Source organism: Aquamicrobium zhengzhouense (assembly GCF_016124105.1).
Lineage (GTDB): Bacteria > Pseudomonadota > Alphaproteobacteria > Rhizobiales > Rhizobiaceae > Aerobium > Aerobium zhengzhouense.
In genome coordinates, this window is the sequence record NZ_JADGMQ010000002.1 from 314,239 (window position 1) to 330,421 (window position 16,183).

A 16,183-nucleotide genomic window follows, 5' to 3' on the forward strand; every position below is an offset into this window, starting at 1 on the left:
CAAGCGACACTGGCGTGCCATAAGCCAGTCAATTAAGGGCAGGCACTATCGGTCAGTCCTGCGCTGACCATGTTGAGCGGCAGGCGGTTTCCGCGCGCATAAGCACTGAACACGCGATCGGCTATGATTTCCCGCCGCGCATGATTATGCGCAGGGATACCCAGCTCATTGCTGACAGCCTCTATGATGGACTGCATTTGAGCGAGGTCTGGCGGGGCCACAAGGACGCCGTCGAATGTGGTGGGAGTCTCGGGGGCGGGCATACTCATACTCCTTAATGCCAGGCGCGTGTGCGCCATTCTTCATAAGAGACTATCCTTTTGCAGGATTGCCGGAATCTTTTGTTGCGGCAAATGCAAAATTGAAAATGTGTCCTCTTGTGGCAGCAGTGAAACATTTGTTGATCGGTTTTCCGCCAAATGGCGCTGGGAAGAGGGGTGCAGCGCCGATTTGATCGCGGCTGGCTTTGGCCATTGTCGATCGCCCGTGCTATTGGCAGATCGTTTCTGAAATTCGGCGTTACGAAATGCCTGCCAGCCCTTCCGCCTGCAAAACTGATAGTGTCACGGTGGCGACATCGTGAGCATTGGTGTCTTCTTCGCCGTACTGGCCGCGGCACTGATGCATGCATCGTGGAACGCGCTGCTCAAGGTTCGTCTCGACCGCTTCGCGTCCATCTCTCTGATGAGCTTCGGAACCGGTTTGGTTGCAGCGCCGCTGTTGCCGTTTGTTTCGGTGCCAAATGGGGTCACCTGGGGCTGGATCGCTCTCTCGCTGTTTTTCCATACAGGCTACAAATACTACCTGACCCGAGCCTATGAGCACGGCGACCTGACACTGGCTTATCCGCTCGCTCGTGGGACAGCTCCTCTCCTTACGACGATTGGCGGTGCCATCTTGCTCGGCGAGGCGCCGGGGCCGGTGACGCTGGCAGGGATCGTTCTTTTGTGCGGCGGCGTATTCCTGATGTCTTATCGCGGTGGCGCGAGCGCTGATGCGTTTCGCGCCCGCGCCGTATTCTATGCGCTCCTGACCTCTGTCTTCATTGCAGGGTACACCATCAGCGATGGCTCGGGTGCACGCTCCTCCGTGGACGCAACGAGTTATGCTGTCTGGTTGTTCGTGTTCGAAGGCATCTGGTCGATGCTCTTCTGCATCATGCTGCGCGGGCCGCGGGTCATCCGCGTCATGATCCCTGAGTGGAAGATCGGATTGCTGGGCGGTCTCCTCAGTGGCATCGCCTACTGGATTGCGATGTGGGCAATGACGAAGGCACCGATCGCAGCCGTCGCCGCCCTGCGCGAAAGCTCGATCTTGTTCGCAATGCTGATTTCGGTCGTGATGCTGGGCGAGGCGGTCTCGCGGTGGCGGGTTTTAGCGGCCCTGCTGATCGTAAGCGGCGTGGTCGCACTGCGGCTTGCCTGAGGTGCGGGATCGTCCACAGCTGAGGCCCAAACCTGTAATATTTGTCCGCAACGTCATGGTGGCAGGCTACTTGTTCGCTCCGGAAGACGCAGGTAGGGCTTCTATAGACCTTGCAGTGAGGGGAACATGAACAGGACAGATGTAAAGCCCGTGGGCGAGCTGACCTTGCGCACGCTTGCCATGCCAGCCGACGCAAACGCCGCAGGCGATATTTTTGGCGGTTGGGTCATGGCCCAGATGGACCTGGCCTGCGGTATCCGCGCAGCCGAGCGCGCCAGGGGCAGGGTGGTCACTGCTGCAGTCAAGGAAATGTCCTTTGCCAAACCTATGAAGGTTGGCGATACGCTTTGCGTTTACATCGACATCACGAAGGTGGGCACGACTTCGCTGACGCTCCGCGTCGAGGCTTGGGCACAGCGATATCTTTCCGATTTGATGGAACGCGTAACCCACGCTGATTTTGTCATGGTAGCAGTCGACGCGGATGGGAAGCCGACACCCGTGCCGCAGGAAAGCTGACGATTAGTCTCTCTCCGCATCGAAAACTCGCCGTGCATCGTTGATGCGATCGATGTTCGCGCGGGCCCAATCGCTGAGCGCTTTTACAGGCTCGTGAAGTCCGCGGCCGAGAGTTGTCAGCTCATAATCGACCCGCGGCGGGATCGTGGGGTAGACTGTGCGCGTCACGAGTCCGTCCCGCTCGAGGCCCCTTAGCGTCGTCGTCAGCATTTTTTGCGAAATGTTGCCGATACTGCGCTGAAGTTCCGTGAAGCGCAGTGGTCCATTGCACAGCAGTTCCACGACCAAAACCGCCCATTTGTCACCTACTCGTGCAAGCACATCGCTGATTGCGCGGCAGGCGGTTGGGTTGTGGTGACTGAGTGTCAACAAAGTCGCTCCTTGCGGACAGCCTCATTAGTTACATATCTAGCGTTAGTATCATTCTGATACCGAGTTAACGCTAGAAGGACTTTACCATGGCCAAACCTAAAATCGGAGTGATCATCGGTTCTACCCGTCAGGGTCGCTTCGGTGACAAGCCTGCAGAATGGATTGCCGAACTGGCCAGGGCGACGGGAGACTTCGAAGTCGAGATCGTCGATCTGCGCGATTTCCCGCTGCCGTTCTTCGAAGAGCCGGCATCACCGGCATGGGCTCCGTCCCAGTCTGAAGTGGCGCGTAAGTGGCAGGAGAAGGTTGCGAGCTTCGACGGCTACATCATGACCGCAGCCGAGTACAACCACAGCCCGACCGGTGTTCTCAAGAATGCGCTCGACTACGCCTACAATGAGTGGGCCAACAAGCCGGTGGCGTTCGTCGGCTACGGCGGTGTCGGCGGTGCACGTGCGGTCGAGCACCTTCGCCTTATCGCAATTGAGCTGCAGATGGCACCGATCCGCACTGGCGTTCACATCGTGTGGGCTGACTACGCGCAGATCGCTTCTGGCGACAAGAAGGTTGCCGACTTCCCGCACCTTGTGCAGTCCGGCAGCGACATGCTCTCACAGTTTGCCTGGTGGGTGAACGCGCTCAAGTCCGCGCGCGACGCTTCTTTGGAAGCTGACAAGGCCGCTGCCGAGTAGGATTGAGCGGAACATCAAAATGAAAAGGCCGGCTTGTGTTGCCGGCCTTTGTCTTATGCGGGAAGCATCCCGCGATGGGTCTTGATGCTGCGCGTTGCAAGAATTTTGTCGATGCGCCGACCGTCCAGGTCAACCACTTCAAAGCGCCAGCCCAGGGCATCTACATATTCGCCAATTTCTGGCAGTTTGTGCATGTGTGACAGGACAAATCCCGCGAGCGTTTCATAATCCCGTTTCTCTGGCAGTTCGATGTGGAGGATTTCGGCCATTTCGTCCGTCGGCAGATAGCCGGCGAGAAGCCAGGAGCCGTCCTCGCGTTCGATTGCTGAAGGCTCCTCTTCATCGTCGAGGTCCGAACGGAAAGCACCAACGATCGTCTCGAGAATGTCCGCAGGCGTTACGACGCCTTCGAAGTTGCCATACTCGTCATGGACGAGAGCCATGGGCGTTTCCGCCTCTTTGAGCGTCGTCAGGACATCAAGTGCGTCCGTGTTGTCGTGTACAATCGGTGCCGGCTGGATCAGTTCTGACAGTTCAAAGGGCTTGCGCTCGATCAGCATTGCAAGCACTTCGCGAGCGCGAATGACGCCGACCATCTGGTCCACGCTGCCATCACCAACTGGCAGGATGGAACGTGGCGTTTCAACCAGCTTTCGGCGAAGCGTGGTCTTGTTGTCGTGCAGATCGATCCAATCGATTTCGGTACGGGGAGTCATGAGTGCACGAACGCTGCGATCTGCAAGGCGCATCACGCCTGCGATCATCTTGCGTTCGTCGCTTTCCACCACGCCATGGCTTTCGGCCTCAGCAATAAGGCTGGCGATCTCTTCGTCGGTGACCTTTGTCGTGCCTTCTTCGGATTGCCCCAGCAGCTTGAGGACCGCCTTGCCCGAAATATCGAGAAGCCAAACCAGGGGAGCAGCGACGATGGAAAGGATACGCATGCCGCCAGCAACGCGCGAAGCGACCGCTTCCGGGTTGCGAAGGGCGATCTGCTTTGGAACGAGCTCGCCAATAATGAGCGAGCCGTAGGTGATCAGCGCCACGACAAGGCCGACGCCCAGCGTGCCTGCAACGCCTTCCGGTACTCCAACGGAGATCATCCAGTTTGAAAGCCGCAGGCCGAGCGTCGCTCCCGAAAATGCACCGGAAAGGACGCCCACGAGGGTGATGCCGATCTGGACGGTCGAAAGAAAACGCCCCGGGTCAGATGCGAGCTTGTTGGCGATAGCCGCGCCGGTGTTTCCCTTTTCGCCCATTGCCGACAGGCGGGATGGGCGGGAAGAGACGACGGCCAACTCGGACATGGCCAGAAGCCCGTTGACGCAGATGAGAACGACGACGACAGCGATTTCAATGTACAGCATCGGTTCCAGATAGCACTAGGCGCCAATTATGGCGACAGCATTTTTCAGGGGTAGCGATTATCTCCGCAAAGGACAGGGTACAGCGGCGGTTTCTCGTCGAAATTGTCGCCGCATCTGTCGGTTGATAAGCTCATCTTGTTATTGGCAGAAGGTTGAACCATTGCGCCGTTGAGCGAGGTCAAGATGCAGATGGTCGGAGTGGTCCGCGTCACTGCCGGGTCCCAAAACAGATTTAAACGGTCCGCACGCGGCCGTCCTAATACGCTGCAAAAGGCTGGCCTCTTTCGCCTCCTTCTTGCCATAGGCGCGAATATCGAACCGTGTTTCATCCTTGAATATTAAGGCAGAGACGTCGAGCGCGTTGGCGAAAGCGTGTTCGGATAGCTTCTGAGTGCCATTTCTGGGGCGGCAGACATAAGCGGACGCCTGATTGATCGCAGCCAGTTCTTGGCCCAGTTCGTCGCGTACGGCTCTTATCAGCGCGTTATCCACGAACTTTGCGGTGGCGAGCGCCATGGGGCAGGAGAGCGTTGCCGCAGGTCGGAGTTCAACCCCGCCGGGCAAGAGGCCGACCTCGACCGGATGGTCGGCTCTACAACCTCCATCCCGTAGTGCGTCTGCGGCCGTGAACCCGACGCCTAGCTTCTTGAGTCGCTCCCTGCAGAGGCGCTCGCTTTCGGGAAGAGTGCGGATTACTGACGTTTTCTCGGCTTCCGGTTCAATGGTTGCGGGCTTTGCAGGTGGCGGCTGCATTGTCGCGGGCAACTCCACTGCATTTGTTGGCGCGACAATTAAGCAGACCAGCGCGATCACGGCTGGTTTGTTGATGAAGCTCATGAGGTTGAAACTGGTGCACGGCGCCGAATTCGACAACCACCGCACGATCACATGCGGTAACGCGCTGTCTCGAATCTCATCGCGGAGCTATGCAGGTGACGGGAACGCGCGGTTCAAACTGTGAATCCCGTTGAAAATCGGGCAAGAAGTGACGCCCACCGTTTGCTAACCCTTTTTGCGGAAACACCATGTCGCTGCTTCTGTCCCCGAAGATATTGCCGATACTTCTTCTTGTGGCGTCGAACGTTTTCATGACGTTCGCCTGGTATGGTCATCTCAAGTTCAAGACAGCACCACTTTATGCAGCGGTGATGTTCAGCTGGATGATTGCCTTTGTCGAGTACTGGTTCGCTGTTCCTGCCAACCGTATTGGTCATCAGGTCTACTCGGCAGCAGAGTTGAAGACGATGCAGGAAGTAATAACGCTTGCAGTCTTCGTGGTTTTCTCAGTCTTCTACCTGAAAGAAGCTATTACGTGGAACCATGTCGCGGGGTTTGCACTCATCGCAGCAGGCGCCGCCGTCATCTTCCGCGCGTAAGCCTTTTGTGGAAGTGGCGAATTTGCCGCTGCTTTGTGCGAAATTGTTCGTGAAAACTGCCTCAGACTTGCTATATTTGGCGCTGAATATGCGATGAACGGTTCGTTGGCCGAGGCTGCCGAGCCGTTTTATTTTTGTCTTTGCCCCCGGCGAGCGGGGCAGTGGATGTGCAGGAAAGGTCGACTGAGATGAACAAGGTCCCGATGACGGTCCGCGGATTCGAGGCGCTTAAGGAGGAACTGCGCTGGCGCCAGCAAGAAGAGCGTCCGCGCATCATTGAGGCTATCTCCGAGGCCCGCGCACATGGTGACCTGTCCGAGAACGCGGAATACCATTCCGCTAAAGAGGCACAGAGTCTCAATGAAGGCCGCGTCAACGAGCTCGAGGATCTGATCGCCCGCGCTGAAGTCATCGACGTGGCGAAGCTTTCCGGCGAGACCATCAAGTTCGGCGCCACGGTCGTCCTCGTTGATGATGAAACCGAGGAAGAGAAGACGTACCAGATCGTTGGCGATCAGGAAGCTGATGTGAAGGCTGGCCGCATCTCGATTTCATCCCCGATTGCGCGCGCACTTATCGGCAAGAGCGTCGGCGACGAAATCGAGGTGAATGCGCCGGGCGGTGCCCGCGGCTACGAGATCGTCGAGCTGCGCTGGGTTTAGGTTTGGTGATTTCCGATAAGGAAAATAAGAGCACCCGCGTCGACCCGGCACGGGTGCTCGTCATTGTGCCTAACTTCAAGCGTCGGCTCTCAGGGGTGACGAGCACGATTATCCAACTCGTTCCTCTGCAAGCAAAGCGTATCGGTCTTGCAACGCTTGGCCCGGGACTGCCGGAACATCTGCCCAAATTGAAATGGTGGCAGCTTCCTCGCCTGTTGCGCCGGCCGCAGGGCAAAAAGGTCCGCGTGTGGCATGCGCGTCGCAATGTTGAGATGATCGGTGGTCTTCTTCTGCGCGACCTGTTTCGCGCGCCTATGAAGATCGTCTTCACATCAGCGTCGCAGCGTCATCACAAGAGCTTCACGCGCTTTCTGATCAACCAGATGGATGCGGTGATTGCGACCAGTAGCAAGACGGCGGGCTATCTCAAGGTGCCCAACACCGTGGTCATGCATGGCATCGATGTCGACCGTTTCAGCCCGCCTCAAAGCCGTGCCGAAGCGTCGGCAGAGCTTGGACTTGATCCCGCGAGATTATACGCAGGTTGCTTCGGTCGCGTCCGTCACCAGAAGGGCACGGACGTCTTCGTCGACGCGATGATTGCGCTCCTTCCCAAGCATCCTCAATGGTCCGCGATTGTTGCGGGCAGGGCGACGTCGCAGCACAAAGAGTTCGAAGATGGTCTGAAGGAGAAGGTTGCGCAAGCAGGCCTCTCAGATCGAATCCTGTTCGTTGGCGAGCACACCGACATTGATCGTTGGTACCGCGCATTGTCGCTCTATGTAGCGCCGCAGCGCTGGGAAGGCTTTGGCCTTACACCGCTTGAGGCGATGGCAAGCGGTGTTCCTGTGGTGGCAACTGATGTCGGCGCATTTTCCGAGCTGGTGCCGGCGCACGCCGGTGTGATCGTCCCGCCCGGAAGCGGTGATGCTATGATCGCGGCGGTCGAACCTTACCTTGCTGATGATCAGATGCGTGAGCGGCAGGGTGAAGCTGCCATGGCTCACGTGCTGGAAAACTTTCAGCTGTCGGGCGAGGCGAACAAGCTGATCGCACTCTATGAGGAGTTGATGGCCTCGGCACGCTGAATCCGAGGCTCATCTTCTGTCCAGTTGGTATTCGTGTGAAGTCAGTCGATCGCGACGGCGCCTTCGTCCTTTACGGATCGAATTGTCAGTGCGGTGCGGACGGTGCCGACATTTGGTGCCGATGTCAGCGCCTCGATGACAAAGTTCTGAAACGTCGCAAGGTCGCTCGCGACGCAGTACAGCATGAAATCGGATTCTCCGGATACCATCCATGCCTGCCGGACGATCGGCCAGGACCTGGTGCGTTCAGCAAATGCCTTCAGCTCGGTCTCTGACTGATTGTTGAGGCCCACTGAGCAGAACGCAACCACATCAAACCCGAGCTGGGGAGTGTCGAGAATCGCGCGATAGCCGCGGATGATCCCGGCGTCCTCAAGGCGTTTGACACGGCGCAGACAGGGGGGAGCGGAGATGCCAACACGCCTCGACAATTCGACATTCGTCATCCGGCCATCTTCCTGAAGCTCCTTCAGGATTTTCCAGTCGATATTGTCTAGTTCGGCCTTAAGCGGCATGGTCGGGTTCCAGATAGCTGTTTTGTGGACAGATTGGGGTCGACGCTATAGCGAGAATCGCGGCAGGTCCAAGGCAATAAAGTGATTGTGCCTCCGGGGTGGTAAGGTCGGCAAACCTATCCCCAGACATTGTTGCGACGCAACAAATCGTCACCTTGCAAGCATATCGTGCGAGCACCTAGATTAGGCGCTACTAACCAGTAAATTTTAGCCGCGCTGATCACTGCGAGGCGGGAGAAGGTAAAGAGTATGACCGCGACACACGCGCCCGTTCTGATCATCGGGTCCGGCCCGGCAGGTTACACCGCCGCGATATACGCAGCGCGGGCGCTGCTCAAGCCGGTGCTGATTGCCGGGCTGCAGCAGGGTGGACAGCTGACGATCACTACGGATGTCGAAAACTACCCGGGTTTTGCCGATCCGATCCAGGGACCCTGGCTGATGGAGCAGATGCGGGGCCAAGCCGAGCATGTCGGCGCCACCATCGTCTCCGACATGGTCACCGAGGTCAATCTGGACGTTCGTCCCTTCGTCATTTCGACGGATTCCGGCGCGACCTACACCTGCGACGCGTTGATTATCGCGACCGGGGCGCAGGCGAAGTGGCTTGGGCTTCCGTCCGAGCAGACGTTCATGGGCTTCGGTGTCTCGGCCTGTGCGACCTGCGACGGGTTCTTCTATCGCAACAAGGACGTTGTGGTCGTCGGCGGTGGCAACACGGCGGTTGAGGAAGCGCTTTACCTTTCCAATATCGCAAAGAGCGTGACTGTCGTTCACCGGCGCAATGAGTTCCGTGCAGAACGCATCTTGCGGGAGCGGCTGGCACAGCGGGAAAATGTGAAGGTTCTTTGGGACCACGAAGTAGACGAGATTGTTGGCGAGCCGGGCAAGGCTCCGATGCCGCCATCGGTAAATGGCCTGAGGGTGCGCAACGTCTACACCGGCGAGGTCACAGAACTCGATACCCACGGCGTCTTCGTCGCCATCGGCCATGCGCCTGCCGTTGAACTGTTCAAGGGCAAGCTCAAGCTGAAAGCGAATGGCTACCTCTGGACGGCGCCAGACTCCACGGCGACAGACGTTCCAGGCGTGTTTGCAGCGGGCGACGTTACGGACGACATTTATCGTCAGGCGGTAACCGCTGCCGGAATGGGCTGCATGGCAGCGCTCGAATCCGAGCGCTATATCGCTGAACTAGAAATGCACCGCGAAGCTGCGGAATAATCCTCCAATCTAGAAGGATCTGTGAATATGGCACTCGACTGGGACAAGCTGCGCGTTTTCCACGCGGCCGCCGAAGCCGGGTCTTTCACACATGCTGCGGAGGCGTTGCGCCTCTCGCAGTCCGCTATCTCTCGCCAGGTGGGCGCTCTGGAGCAGGATGTTGGTGTGCCGCTCTTCCACCGCCACGCACGTGGTCTGGTGCTGACCGAGCAAGGCGAAATCCTCTATCAGACCGCACATGAAGTGCTGATGAAGCTGGAAACTGTGCGGATGCGGCTGACGGAAGCCAAGGACCGTCCGTCGGGCCCGCTGCGTGTGACCACGACGGTGGGTCTCGGCTCTGGCTGGCTCACCGAGCGCGTGCAGGAGTTCCTGGATCTCTACCCGGAGATTCAGCTGCAGCTGCTGCTTGCCAATGAGGAGCTGGATCTGACGATGCGTCAGGCGGATTGCGCTATCCGGCTTCGCCAGCCGCAGCAGCCAGACCTCATCCAGCGCAAGCTGTTTACCGTCCATTTCCACGTATATGCGGCGCCGTCCTACATCAACAAGTTCGGCAAGCCGCGGTCGATGGCAGATCTGGACGAGCACCGTATTGTCACTTTCGGCGAGCCGGTGCCGGCGCATCTTGCCGACATGAACTGGCTGGAGACGGCCGGGCTTCCGGAAGGCCAGCGACGTACGGCTGCCCTCCAGATCAACAATATCATGTCGTTGAAGATCGCAGTTCAACGCGGGGCGGGAGTGGCGATTCTTCCCGATTACATGGTGGACAAGGAATCAGGCCTGTTGCAGCTCATGCCCGAGACCGAGGTGCCGTCTTTCGACACTTATTTCTGTTATCCGGATGCCATGAAGCATCAGGTCAAGTTGCATGTTTTCCGCGATTTCCTGCTCGCGAAGGCGCGTAGCTGGGCTTATTGAGGGCAAACGATTGCGCTTTGTGCAGGCGCATTGCTCCGCGGTGCAGCTATGCACTGCCGCATAGGTGCAATGCGTCAGCAGCTGCTTGCAATTTAATCAGCAACCGCCCATATGACAGCCATCTCCCGGGCGCGTTCCTCCTCCCATTAGCGCCCGCGAGTGTTCCCCTCTGGAGGTTTAGCCTAACGGCACTTCCATAAACTCAGCCGGGTCTTTCAGATCCGGCTTTTTTTCTGCCTGTACCCAGCTGGCCTCCTTCGCATCAGGCGGCCTTGCTCGCCTGGGCCTGCATTACAGCCTCCGCCAGCCGGCCTGTCAGTTCAGACAAATGATCAAACTTTGCGCGGTAGGACGCAGAGCCGGATGTGGCCGATCGCAACTCGATAATGAGGTCGCCGATTTCTGCTTGGGGAATGGTTGCCTCGACGACATCCCAGCCTTCCCAACCCGGTCGCGTATCATAACCCAGGATCTGGCCTCGGCGCTGAGGGACAAGACCGGTGATCTTTGCGGTGGCATCTGACGGCGTGTAGATCTCGACCTTGAGGATCGGCTCCAGCAGGACGGGCGAACACTCGGCCATCCCCTCGCGCATTGCCAGGCGCGCCGCCAGCTGGAACGCCATGTCCGATGAATCGACGCTGTGATAGGAGCCGTCGGCAAGATTTACCGCGACATCGACAACCGGAAACCCGAGCGCGCCGCATTTCAGAAAATCCCGGACACCGGCTTCAACCGAGGGAATGTACTGCTTGGGAACAACGCCGCCGGTGATCGTATCAGTGAACTCGAAACCCGTGCCGCGGGGCAGCGGTTTGATGTCGAGCACCACGTCTCCAAACTGTCCGTGACCTCCGGACTGTTTCTTGTGGCGTCCGCGCTGGGTTGTACCTTTGCGGATCGTTTCCCGGTAGGGAACCCGAAGCGGGTGGCGATCTATCGGAATCTGATACTTTCCCTCCAGTCGCTCAACTGTGACCCGCATGTGCATCTCGCCGTGACCGGAGACGATCGTCTCGCCGCTATCCTGGTTCTGGTCCATTCGGAGGGAAGGGTCCTCCTGCAACAGCCGTTGAAGTGCAGTGTGGAGCCGCACATCATCCTTACGCTCTCTTGGGCGCAGGACGGTTGCATAGACATGAGTGGGAAACTCTATCTCGACTAGCTTGTCGATCGACCGCTCGAGAGACAGCGTGTCGCCTGTTTCAATGTCTTCGAGCTTGCCAAGGGCGACGGTTGCGCCTTCCTCCGCGACGGGCACCTTCTTTTGTTCATTGGCGAGCAAGGCATAAATGCCCGAAATTTTCCCGGACTTGCCGCGAGATGAGAAAGCCTCTGAGCCATCGGGAAACTTGCCGCCAAGTATGCGGCACACGGAGAGCTTGCCGCCATGGGGGGTATGCACCGTCTTCATGACCTGAAGTGCGGATTTTTCAGCCGGCACTCCAAGCCGTTTCCGCGTTTCCTCCACATCCGGCGCATCGTGGCGGATCGCCTTGAGCAATCGAAGGGCGCCGTTTCCTTTCTCAGCTGTTCCGATGAGTACGGGTGTAACGTTGCCAGCCCGCAGATCTGCAGAAAGGTCGTCGAAAACCGCGTCCTTGGGTGGGTCAATCTCTTCGAGAAGTTGCTCCATGAGCGCGTCGTCGTGATCGGCGAGCGTCTCCAGCATGGAAAAGCGTGCTTCCATTTCTCGCGCCTTATCGTCGTCGGGAATGGTAGCCGTTTCAGAGGGTTGATGCTCGCGATAGATATAGGCGCGCTCTAGTGCCAGGTCGATCGAGCCAATGATCGTGTCACCGTGGCGCAGCGGGATCTGACGCAGGAGGAGGGGAGTGGAGCTGGCTGGCTGTAGCAGTTTCAGCAGGTCTCGGACGCTTCCGCTGGCCTTGTCGATCTTGTTCAGGAACAGCATCCGGGGAATGCCAAGATCATCCAGCTGGCGCATGATCAGTTGGAGCGCGGGTATCTTCTTTTCATCCGGCTCGGCAACCACCACCGCCATGTCACACCCTGCCAGAACGGGCTGTGCTTCAAAGGCGAATTCGATCGACCCCGGGCAGTCAACGAAGGTGATGCTCTCGCCCATGAACTCGGTCGTGACGAACGATGCCTCAACGCTCATCAGATGACTACGTGCTTCAGGAGAGCTGTCGCCGACGGTATTTCCTGATGAAACCTGGTTCTGGCGCGGGATACTGCCTGTCCGCGCCAAAATTGCTTCAAGAAGCGTTGTTTTGCCGCTGCTGAAGGGACCAACGATGGCTATGCATTTTGGTCCCTTGCATCGGTCTCCTGCTCTAGTGCCCATGACGACCTACCTCCCTCTCCTGTGTTCCTCATGAGCGGCGGCCGGCCTTCGACCGTCGCATGGCGGCATCGGCACGCGGCCTAGCTGGCCATCGCTTATGCAAACACGGAGAGAAGTAGAGAGCAAGGGGCGGCTTCCCTTTGGACGCCAGGGTGCCAGAGCCACAAAGAAAAAACGCGGTCCGAAGACCGCGTTTCCAATTATTACTGCCTAGCGCAGCGAACCAGCGAAACGCTGGATGCGGGTGCAAGCGTCTTCGAGGGTCGCGTCCGACGTCGCGTAGGAAATGCGGAAGTTCGGTCCAAGACCGAATGCGGTGCCGTGAACGACAGCGACGCCCTCAGCTTCAAGCAGCTCGAGCGCGAAGTCTTCGTCCGTCTCAATCAGCTTGCCCGAAGGTGCGGTTTTGCCGATGAGGCCAGCGACCGACGGGTAGACGTAGAAAGCACCTTCCGGCGTCGGGCAGGTGATGCCGTTTGCCTGGTTAAGCATGCCGACGACCAGGTCGCGGCGGCCCTGGAAGATCGCCTTGTTCTTGGCGATGAAGTCCTGCGGACCGTTAAGCGCTTCAACCGAGGCCCACTGTGCGATCGAGCATGCACCAGAGGTCTGCTGGCCCTGGATCATGTCCATCGCCTTGATAAGCGCGAGCGGGCCAGCGGCGTAGCCGATGCGCCAACCGGTCATCGCGTAGGCCTTGGATACGCCGTTCATGGTCAGCGTACGCTCGTAGAGCGCCGGCTCTACCTCTGCGATCGTCTTGAACACGAAGTCGCCGTAGGTCAGGTGCTCATACATGTCGTCGGTGAGCGTCCAGACATGCGGGTGCTTCATCAGCACGGCAGCGATCTCCTTGAGCTCTGCTTCCGTGTAGGCAGCGCCTGACGGGTTCGACGGCGAGTTCATGATCAGCCACTTGGTCTTCGGCGTGATTACGCGCTCAAGTGCCTCGGCAGTCAGTTTGAAGCCGTTGTCGATCGAGGTTTCAGCGAAGACCGACGTGCCACCGCAGATCGCGACCATTTCGGGGTACGACACCCAGTATGGACGCGGGATAATGACTTCATCACCCGGATTCAGCGTCGCCATGAAGGCGTTGAACAGGATCTGCTTGCCGCCGGTACCGACGATCGTCTGCTCTGGGGTGTAGTCGAGATTGTTCTCGCGCTTGAACTTGGCCGCGATAGCTTCACGCAGCGGGATGATGCCGGCGACCGGCGTATATTTGGTCTCACCACGGCGGATTGCTTCGATGGCGGCGTTCTTGACGTTGTCCGGCGTGTCGAAGTCGGGTTCGCCAGCGGCCAGCGAGATCACGTCGCGGCCTTTCGCCTTCAAGTCGCGCGCTTTCTGCGTGAACGCGATGGTCGCGGACGGCTTAACGCGTGAAAGGATATCGGCGAGGAAGGCCATGGACAAATCTCCAACGGATGATGAACGCCGCTTCTTGCGGCGCTCGCTTCATGTCTGATCCTGCGAAGAATCTCAAGTAAAATGCCGAATTGGGAGGAGGATGGCAGCAGCTTTAACGAAATGATAAACTGCAATATGCATGCTTCGTAACGGAGCGTCGCAGCGGGGCGGCATGGAGTAGGGTGCTTGTCGCGCAGCACGATATACGCACATATAGATCGACGGGAAACCGGGGTCGCGACAGCGGCTTGGGCGGGATATGTGCTGCACACTGCCTTCCAGCCGATCTATACACTGCACGGCGGTAAACCCGTTATTGAAGCGTATGAGGGCCTCTTGAGGCCATTCCGCGACGGCGAGGCCATTCCTCCAATCCAATTTTTCAGGAACGTGCCTGCGCAAGATCGTCTTGGCGTAGAGACATTGACGAGAACGCTTCACCTCCTGAATGCCGGCCGCTTTCTCGATCGCTCGAGCCTCATCTTCGTGAATTTTGATCCGTCGATTTTCAGCGACCGCAAGATCATCGAGGATTCACTGCGCGACATGCGGCTCGTGCTTCATGAGGCCGACATCGATCCGAGCCGCATTGTGTGCGAAGTGACAGAGAAAAAGGCGATATCGCAGTCAACGCTTGCATCATTCGTTACTGCGTTGCGCGAACACGGTTTCATGATCGCAGTCGATGACTACGGAGCAGAAGATTCCGACATGGCGCGGGTCAGCGCGCTCAAGCCGGATATTGTGAAATTTGACGCTCAGTGGACGGCGCGGTTGATGGACACCAGCCCGGGTGTCGCTCTCTTGTCGCTGATGGTTCAAGAGTTCGCCGCCAATGGCATGAAAACGGTCTTCGAAGGCATCGAAGAGACCTGGCAGCTGGAAATTGCCGAGAATTCGGGTGCCCATATGGTCCAAGGCTTCGCGCTTTCGCGGCCTGAACTTGCCCCGTCTAGTTTTGCAATTGCCACGCCTGAGGAAAGTGGCACTCCGCCGGGGCAGGTCGCCCCAGACAAAGGTGTGACGCGTGTGTCAGCGCGCAGATTGTCACCCAAACTATTCGGCAAGCGTCCCTTATCATGAGCCTGAGCAAGCAAATCGAAGATGCGATTTCGTTCGACGAGATCGGTATCGCCACTGCGCGTCACGGTAGTCTGGTGCTGCGCAGCGCCTTTCAGTTGATCTATGCACTTGAGGGCGAGGAGCTGCGCGCTGCAAGTGTTCAGGGGTACGTTCGGCCCAATTTTCGCGGTTCGGAAACGGATGCATCCGCATTCTTTAACGGGCAGCACGGGGCGGACCGTTCTTTTGCTGAAAACCTTGCGGTCAGCCTGCATCTCTTCAACCATCAGCATGTCGAGATCGAAGGTCTTGATCACCTGATCGCCGTCGGCTCGGCGTCAGCCGTCCATCCCGCAACTGCCGAATGTATCAAAGAGCAGGCTCTCGAAGCGGCGGCACACTCCATGACCGAGCCTCGGATTATCTGCAGTCTTGTCGATGATGGCGACGGAGCAGCTGCAGGCATCGCAGAAGCCTTGGCGCTTCGCGGGTTCGAGCTCGCGATAGGTTCTGCCGATGCCTGCCAACCGCCTGTCCATACGCTCAAGCAGTTTAATCCGGCCATAGCCCGCTTCGATGGAAGATGGTTTCAGCGCATTGCGGCAGATGAGGGGGCGTCGCGCCTTTTGACCCATCTGGTGGCCGATCTCCACGATCGGCGCATCGCCGTTTTGATTGACAGGATCGAGACACCCGAAGTCCTGTTTGCCGCGATTGATGTGGGTGCTGACTATTTCAAGGGGTATCTGCTATCGCGTCCTCAATTGGCAGGCGTTCCCGTCGCGGATCAGGAGACGCTGTTGCTGGAAGACTTTCGGACTCGCTCGGCTGCCATCCTCCCGTTCATGACGGCTCGATGAGTGGAGCCACCGCTCAGGCAACCTTGCTTAGGGCTTCAGGCAGAGTGGCTCTTGGCGTGTTTGGCGATCTACGGGACAGTGCATCGACGACCTCGTTCAGGAGGTCGATGTCGACATAATAATGTCGGGAAAGTTTCACGCCAATGTCTTCAGGGCGCACGCCGTGAAGAAGCATAAGCCGCGCGGCGACCAACAAGTCAGCCTTTTCCGTCAGGCGCCGCTTGAGATCGTCAGCTTGTCCGTCAGACACGATCGCCATCCTCGCGTTCAATTTATGTATCAACGCACTGCAACCCGTGATCGCAACTTACAGGCCTTCTGGGAAAAGCATCAGCCGAAATTGCCCGACTCGTTAAGATGAGTATGAACCCAT

20 protein-coding genes are annotated in these 16,183 nt (G+C 58.1%); 11 read left to right on the top strand and 9 right to left on the bottom strand.

Annotated elements, in window-relative coordinates; all coding sequences use genetic code 11:
- Nucleotides 1-32: 32 nt before the first annotated feature.
- On the bottom strand, nucleotides 33-263 hold the full coding sequence (locus IOD40_RS04685) for a hypothetical protein (RefSeq protein ID WP_198474808.1): 231 nt from the start codon (nucleotides 261-263) through the stop codon (nucleotides 33-35).
- A gap of 49 nt (nucleotides 264-312) precedes the next feature.
- Nucleotides 313-474 carry a hypothetical protein gene (locus tag IOD40_RS04690; RefSeq protein ID WP_198474810.1) on the bottom strand — a complete coding sequence of 54 codons (162 nt, stop codon included), beginning with the start codon at nucleotides 472-474 and terminating at the stop codon, nucleotides 313-315.
- Nucleotides 475-579: 105 nt separating this feature from the next.
- Here IOD40_RS04690 and IOD40_RS20285 point away from each other — a divergent pair, with 105 nt between their 5' ends.
- Both IOD40_RS20285 and IOD40_RS04700 read left to right on the top strand, forming a co-directional pair.
- The gene (locus tag IOD40_RS20285; RefSeq protein ID WP_198474811.1) at nucleotides 580-1,425 is read left to right on the top strand and encodes an EamA family transporter; all 846 of its coding nucleotides are present in this window, start codon (nucleotides 580-582) and stop codon (nucleotides 1,423-1,425) included.
- Nucleotides 1,426-1,551: 126 nt separating this feature from the next.
- Entirely contained in the window at nucleotides 1,552-1,944 is a 393-nt protein-coding gene (locus IOD40_RS04700) for an acyl-CoA thioesterase (protein ID WP_198474813.1), read from the top strand.
- A 3-nt stretch (nucleotides 1,945-1,947) separates the two neighbouring features.
- Here IOD40_RS04700 and IOD40_RS04705 read toward each other — a convergent pair whose 3' ends face one another.
- Nucleotides 1,948-2,313, bottom strand: coding sequence for a winged helix-turn-helix transcriptional regulator (locus tag IOD40_RS04705; protein WP_233713843.1), 366 nt, complete (start codon nucleotides 2,311-2,313; stop codon nucleotides 1,948-1,950).
- A gap of 89 nt (nucleotides 2,314-2,402) precedes the next feature.
- Here IOD40_RS04705 and IOD40_RS04710 point away from each other — a divergent pair, with 89 nt between their 5' ends.
- On the top strand, nucleotides 2,403-3,008 hold the full coding sequence (locus tag IOD40_RS04710) for an NADPH-dependent FMN reductase (RefSeq protein ID WP_198474816.1): 606 nt from the start codon (nucleotides 2,403-2,405) through the stop codon (nucleotides 3,006-3,008).
- A gap of 53 nt (nucleotides 3,009-3,061) precedes the next feature.
- Here IOD40_RS04710 and IOD40_RS04715 read toward each other — a convergent pair whose 3' ends face one another.
- Complete coding sequence (locus tag IOD40_RS04715) at nucleotides 3,062-4,375, bottom strand: hemolysin family protein (protein WP_198474818.1); 1,314 nt, start codon at nucleotides 4,373-4,375, stop codon at nucleotides 3,062-3,064.
- A gap of 138 nt (nucleotides 4,376-4,513) precedes the next feature.
- Nucleotides 4,514-5,128, bottom strand: coding sequence for an extensin-like domain-containing protein (locus tag IOD40_RS04720; RefSeq protein WP_198474820.1), 615 nt, complete (start codon nucleotides 5,126-5,128; stop codon nucleotides 4,514-4,516).
- On the opposite strand from IOD40_RS04720, the gene IOD40_RS19985 reads away from it, so the two are divergent.
- From IOD40_RS19985 to IOD40_RS04740, 4 genes are all read left to right on the top strand, one after another.
- Entirely contained in the window at nucleotides 5,061-5,336 is a 276-nt protein-coding gene (locus tag IOD40_RS19985; RefSeq protein WP_198475359.1) for a hypothetical protein, read from the top strand. The genes IOD40_RS04720 and IOD40_RS19985 overlap by 68 nt on opposite strands.
- A 64-nt stretch (nucleotides 5,337-5,400) precedes the next feature.
- Nucleotides 5,401-5,751 (top strand): DMT family protein, encoded by a 351-nt coding sequence (locus IOD40_RS04730; RefSeq protein ID WP_198474822.1) that lies wholly within the window; start codon nucleotides 5,401-5,403, stop codon nucleotides 5,749-5,751.
- Nucleotides 5,752-5,939: 188 nt separating this feature from the next.
- Nucleotides 5,940-6,413: a transcription elongation factor GreA gene (gene greA / locus IOD40_RS04735; protein ID WP_198474825.1), complete on the top strand. Its 474-nt coding sequence runs from the start codon at nucleotides 5,940-5,942 to the stop codon at nucleotides 6,411-6,413.
- Between the two features lie 5 nt (nucleotides 6,414-6,418).
- Nucleotides 6,419-7,501: a glycosyltransferase family 4 protein gene (locus tag IOD40_RS04740; RefSeq protein WP_407649080.1), complete on the top strand. Its 1,083-nt coding sequence runs from the start codon at nucleotides 6,419-6,421 to the stop codon at nucleotides 7,499-7,501.
- Nucleotides 7,502-7,542: 41 nt separating this feature from the next.
- On the opposite strand, the gene IOD40_RS04745 is transcribed toward IOD40_RS04740, so the two are convergent.
- The gene (locus tag IOD40_RS04745) at nucleotides 7,543-8,016 is read right to left on the bottom strand and encodes an Lrp/AsnC family transcriptional regulator (protein ID WP_198474827.1); all 474 of its coding nucleotides are present in this window, start codon (nucleotides 8,014-8,016) and stop codon (nucleotides 7,543-7,545) included.
- Nucleotides 8,017-8,265: 249 nt separating this feature from the next.
- Here IOD40_RS04745 and trxB point away from each other — a divergent pair, with 249 nt between their 5' ends.
- Nucleotides 8,266-9,240, top strand: a complete 975-nt coding sequence (gene trxB, locus IOD40_RS04750; protein ID WP_198474829.1) for a thioredoxin-disulfide reductase — start codon at nucleotides 8,266-8,268, stop codon at nucleotides 9,238-9,240.
- A gap of 27 nt (nucleotides 9,241-9,267) precedes the next feature.
- Entirely contained in the window at nucleotides 9,268-10,164 is an 897-nt protein-coding gene (locus IOD40_RS04755; protein ID WP_210336791.1) for a LysR family transcriptional regulator, read from the top strand.
- Between the two features lie 262 nt (nucleotides 10,165-10,426).
- Here the strand turns inward: IOD40_RS04755 and IOD40_RS04760 are convergent, their stop codons facing one another.
- Together IOD40_RS04760 and IOD40_RS04765 are read right to left on the bottom strand one after the other, a co-directional pair.
- Nucleotides 10,427-12,475, bottom strand: coding sequence for an elongation factor G (locus IOD40_RS04760; RefSeq protein WP_198474833.1), 2,049 nt, complete (start codon nucleotides 12,473-12,475; stop codon nucleotides 10,427-10,429).
- A gap of 210 nt (nucleotides 12,476-12,685) precedes the next feature.
- Nucleotides 12,686-13,888 carry a pyridoxal phosphate-dependent aminotransferase gene (locus tag IOD40_RS04765; RefSeq protein ID WP_198474835.1) on the bottom strand — a complete coding sequence of 401 codons (1,203 nt, stop codon included), beginning with the start codon at nucleotides 13,886-13,888 and terminating at the stop codon, nucleotides 12,686-12,688.
- A 186-nt stretch (nucleotides 13,889-14,074) separates the two neighbouring features.
- On the opposite strand from IOD40_RS04765, the gene IOD40_RS04770 reads away from it, so the two are divergent.
- Together IOD40_RS04770 and IOD40_RS04775 are read left to right on the top strand one after the other, a co-directional pair.
- Nucleotides 14,075-14,971: an EAL domain-containing protein gene (locus IOD40_RS04770; protein ID WP_198474838.1), complete on the top strand. Its 897-nt coding sequence runs from the start codon at nucleotides 14,075-14,077 to the stop codon at nucleotides 14,969-14,971.
- Entirely contained in the window at nucleotides 14,968-15,810 is an 843-nt protein-coding gene (locus IOD40_RS04775; protein WP_198474840.1) for an EAL domain-containing protein, read from the top strand. Before IOD40_RS04770 ends, IOD40_RS04775 begins: the two co-directional genes overlap by 4 nt.
- 13 nt (nucleotides 15,811-15,823) lie before the next feature.
- On the opposite strand, the gene IOD40_RS04780 is transcribed toward IOD40_RS04775, so the two are convergent.
- A complete protein-coding gene (locus IOD40_RS04780) occupies nucleotides 15,824-16,060 on the bottom strand; it encodes a hypothetical protein (protein WP_198474842.1) in 237 nt (78 codons plus the stop codon).
- Between the last annotated feature and the right edge of the window lie 123 nt (nucleotides 16,061-16,183).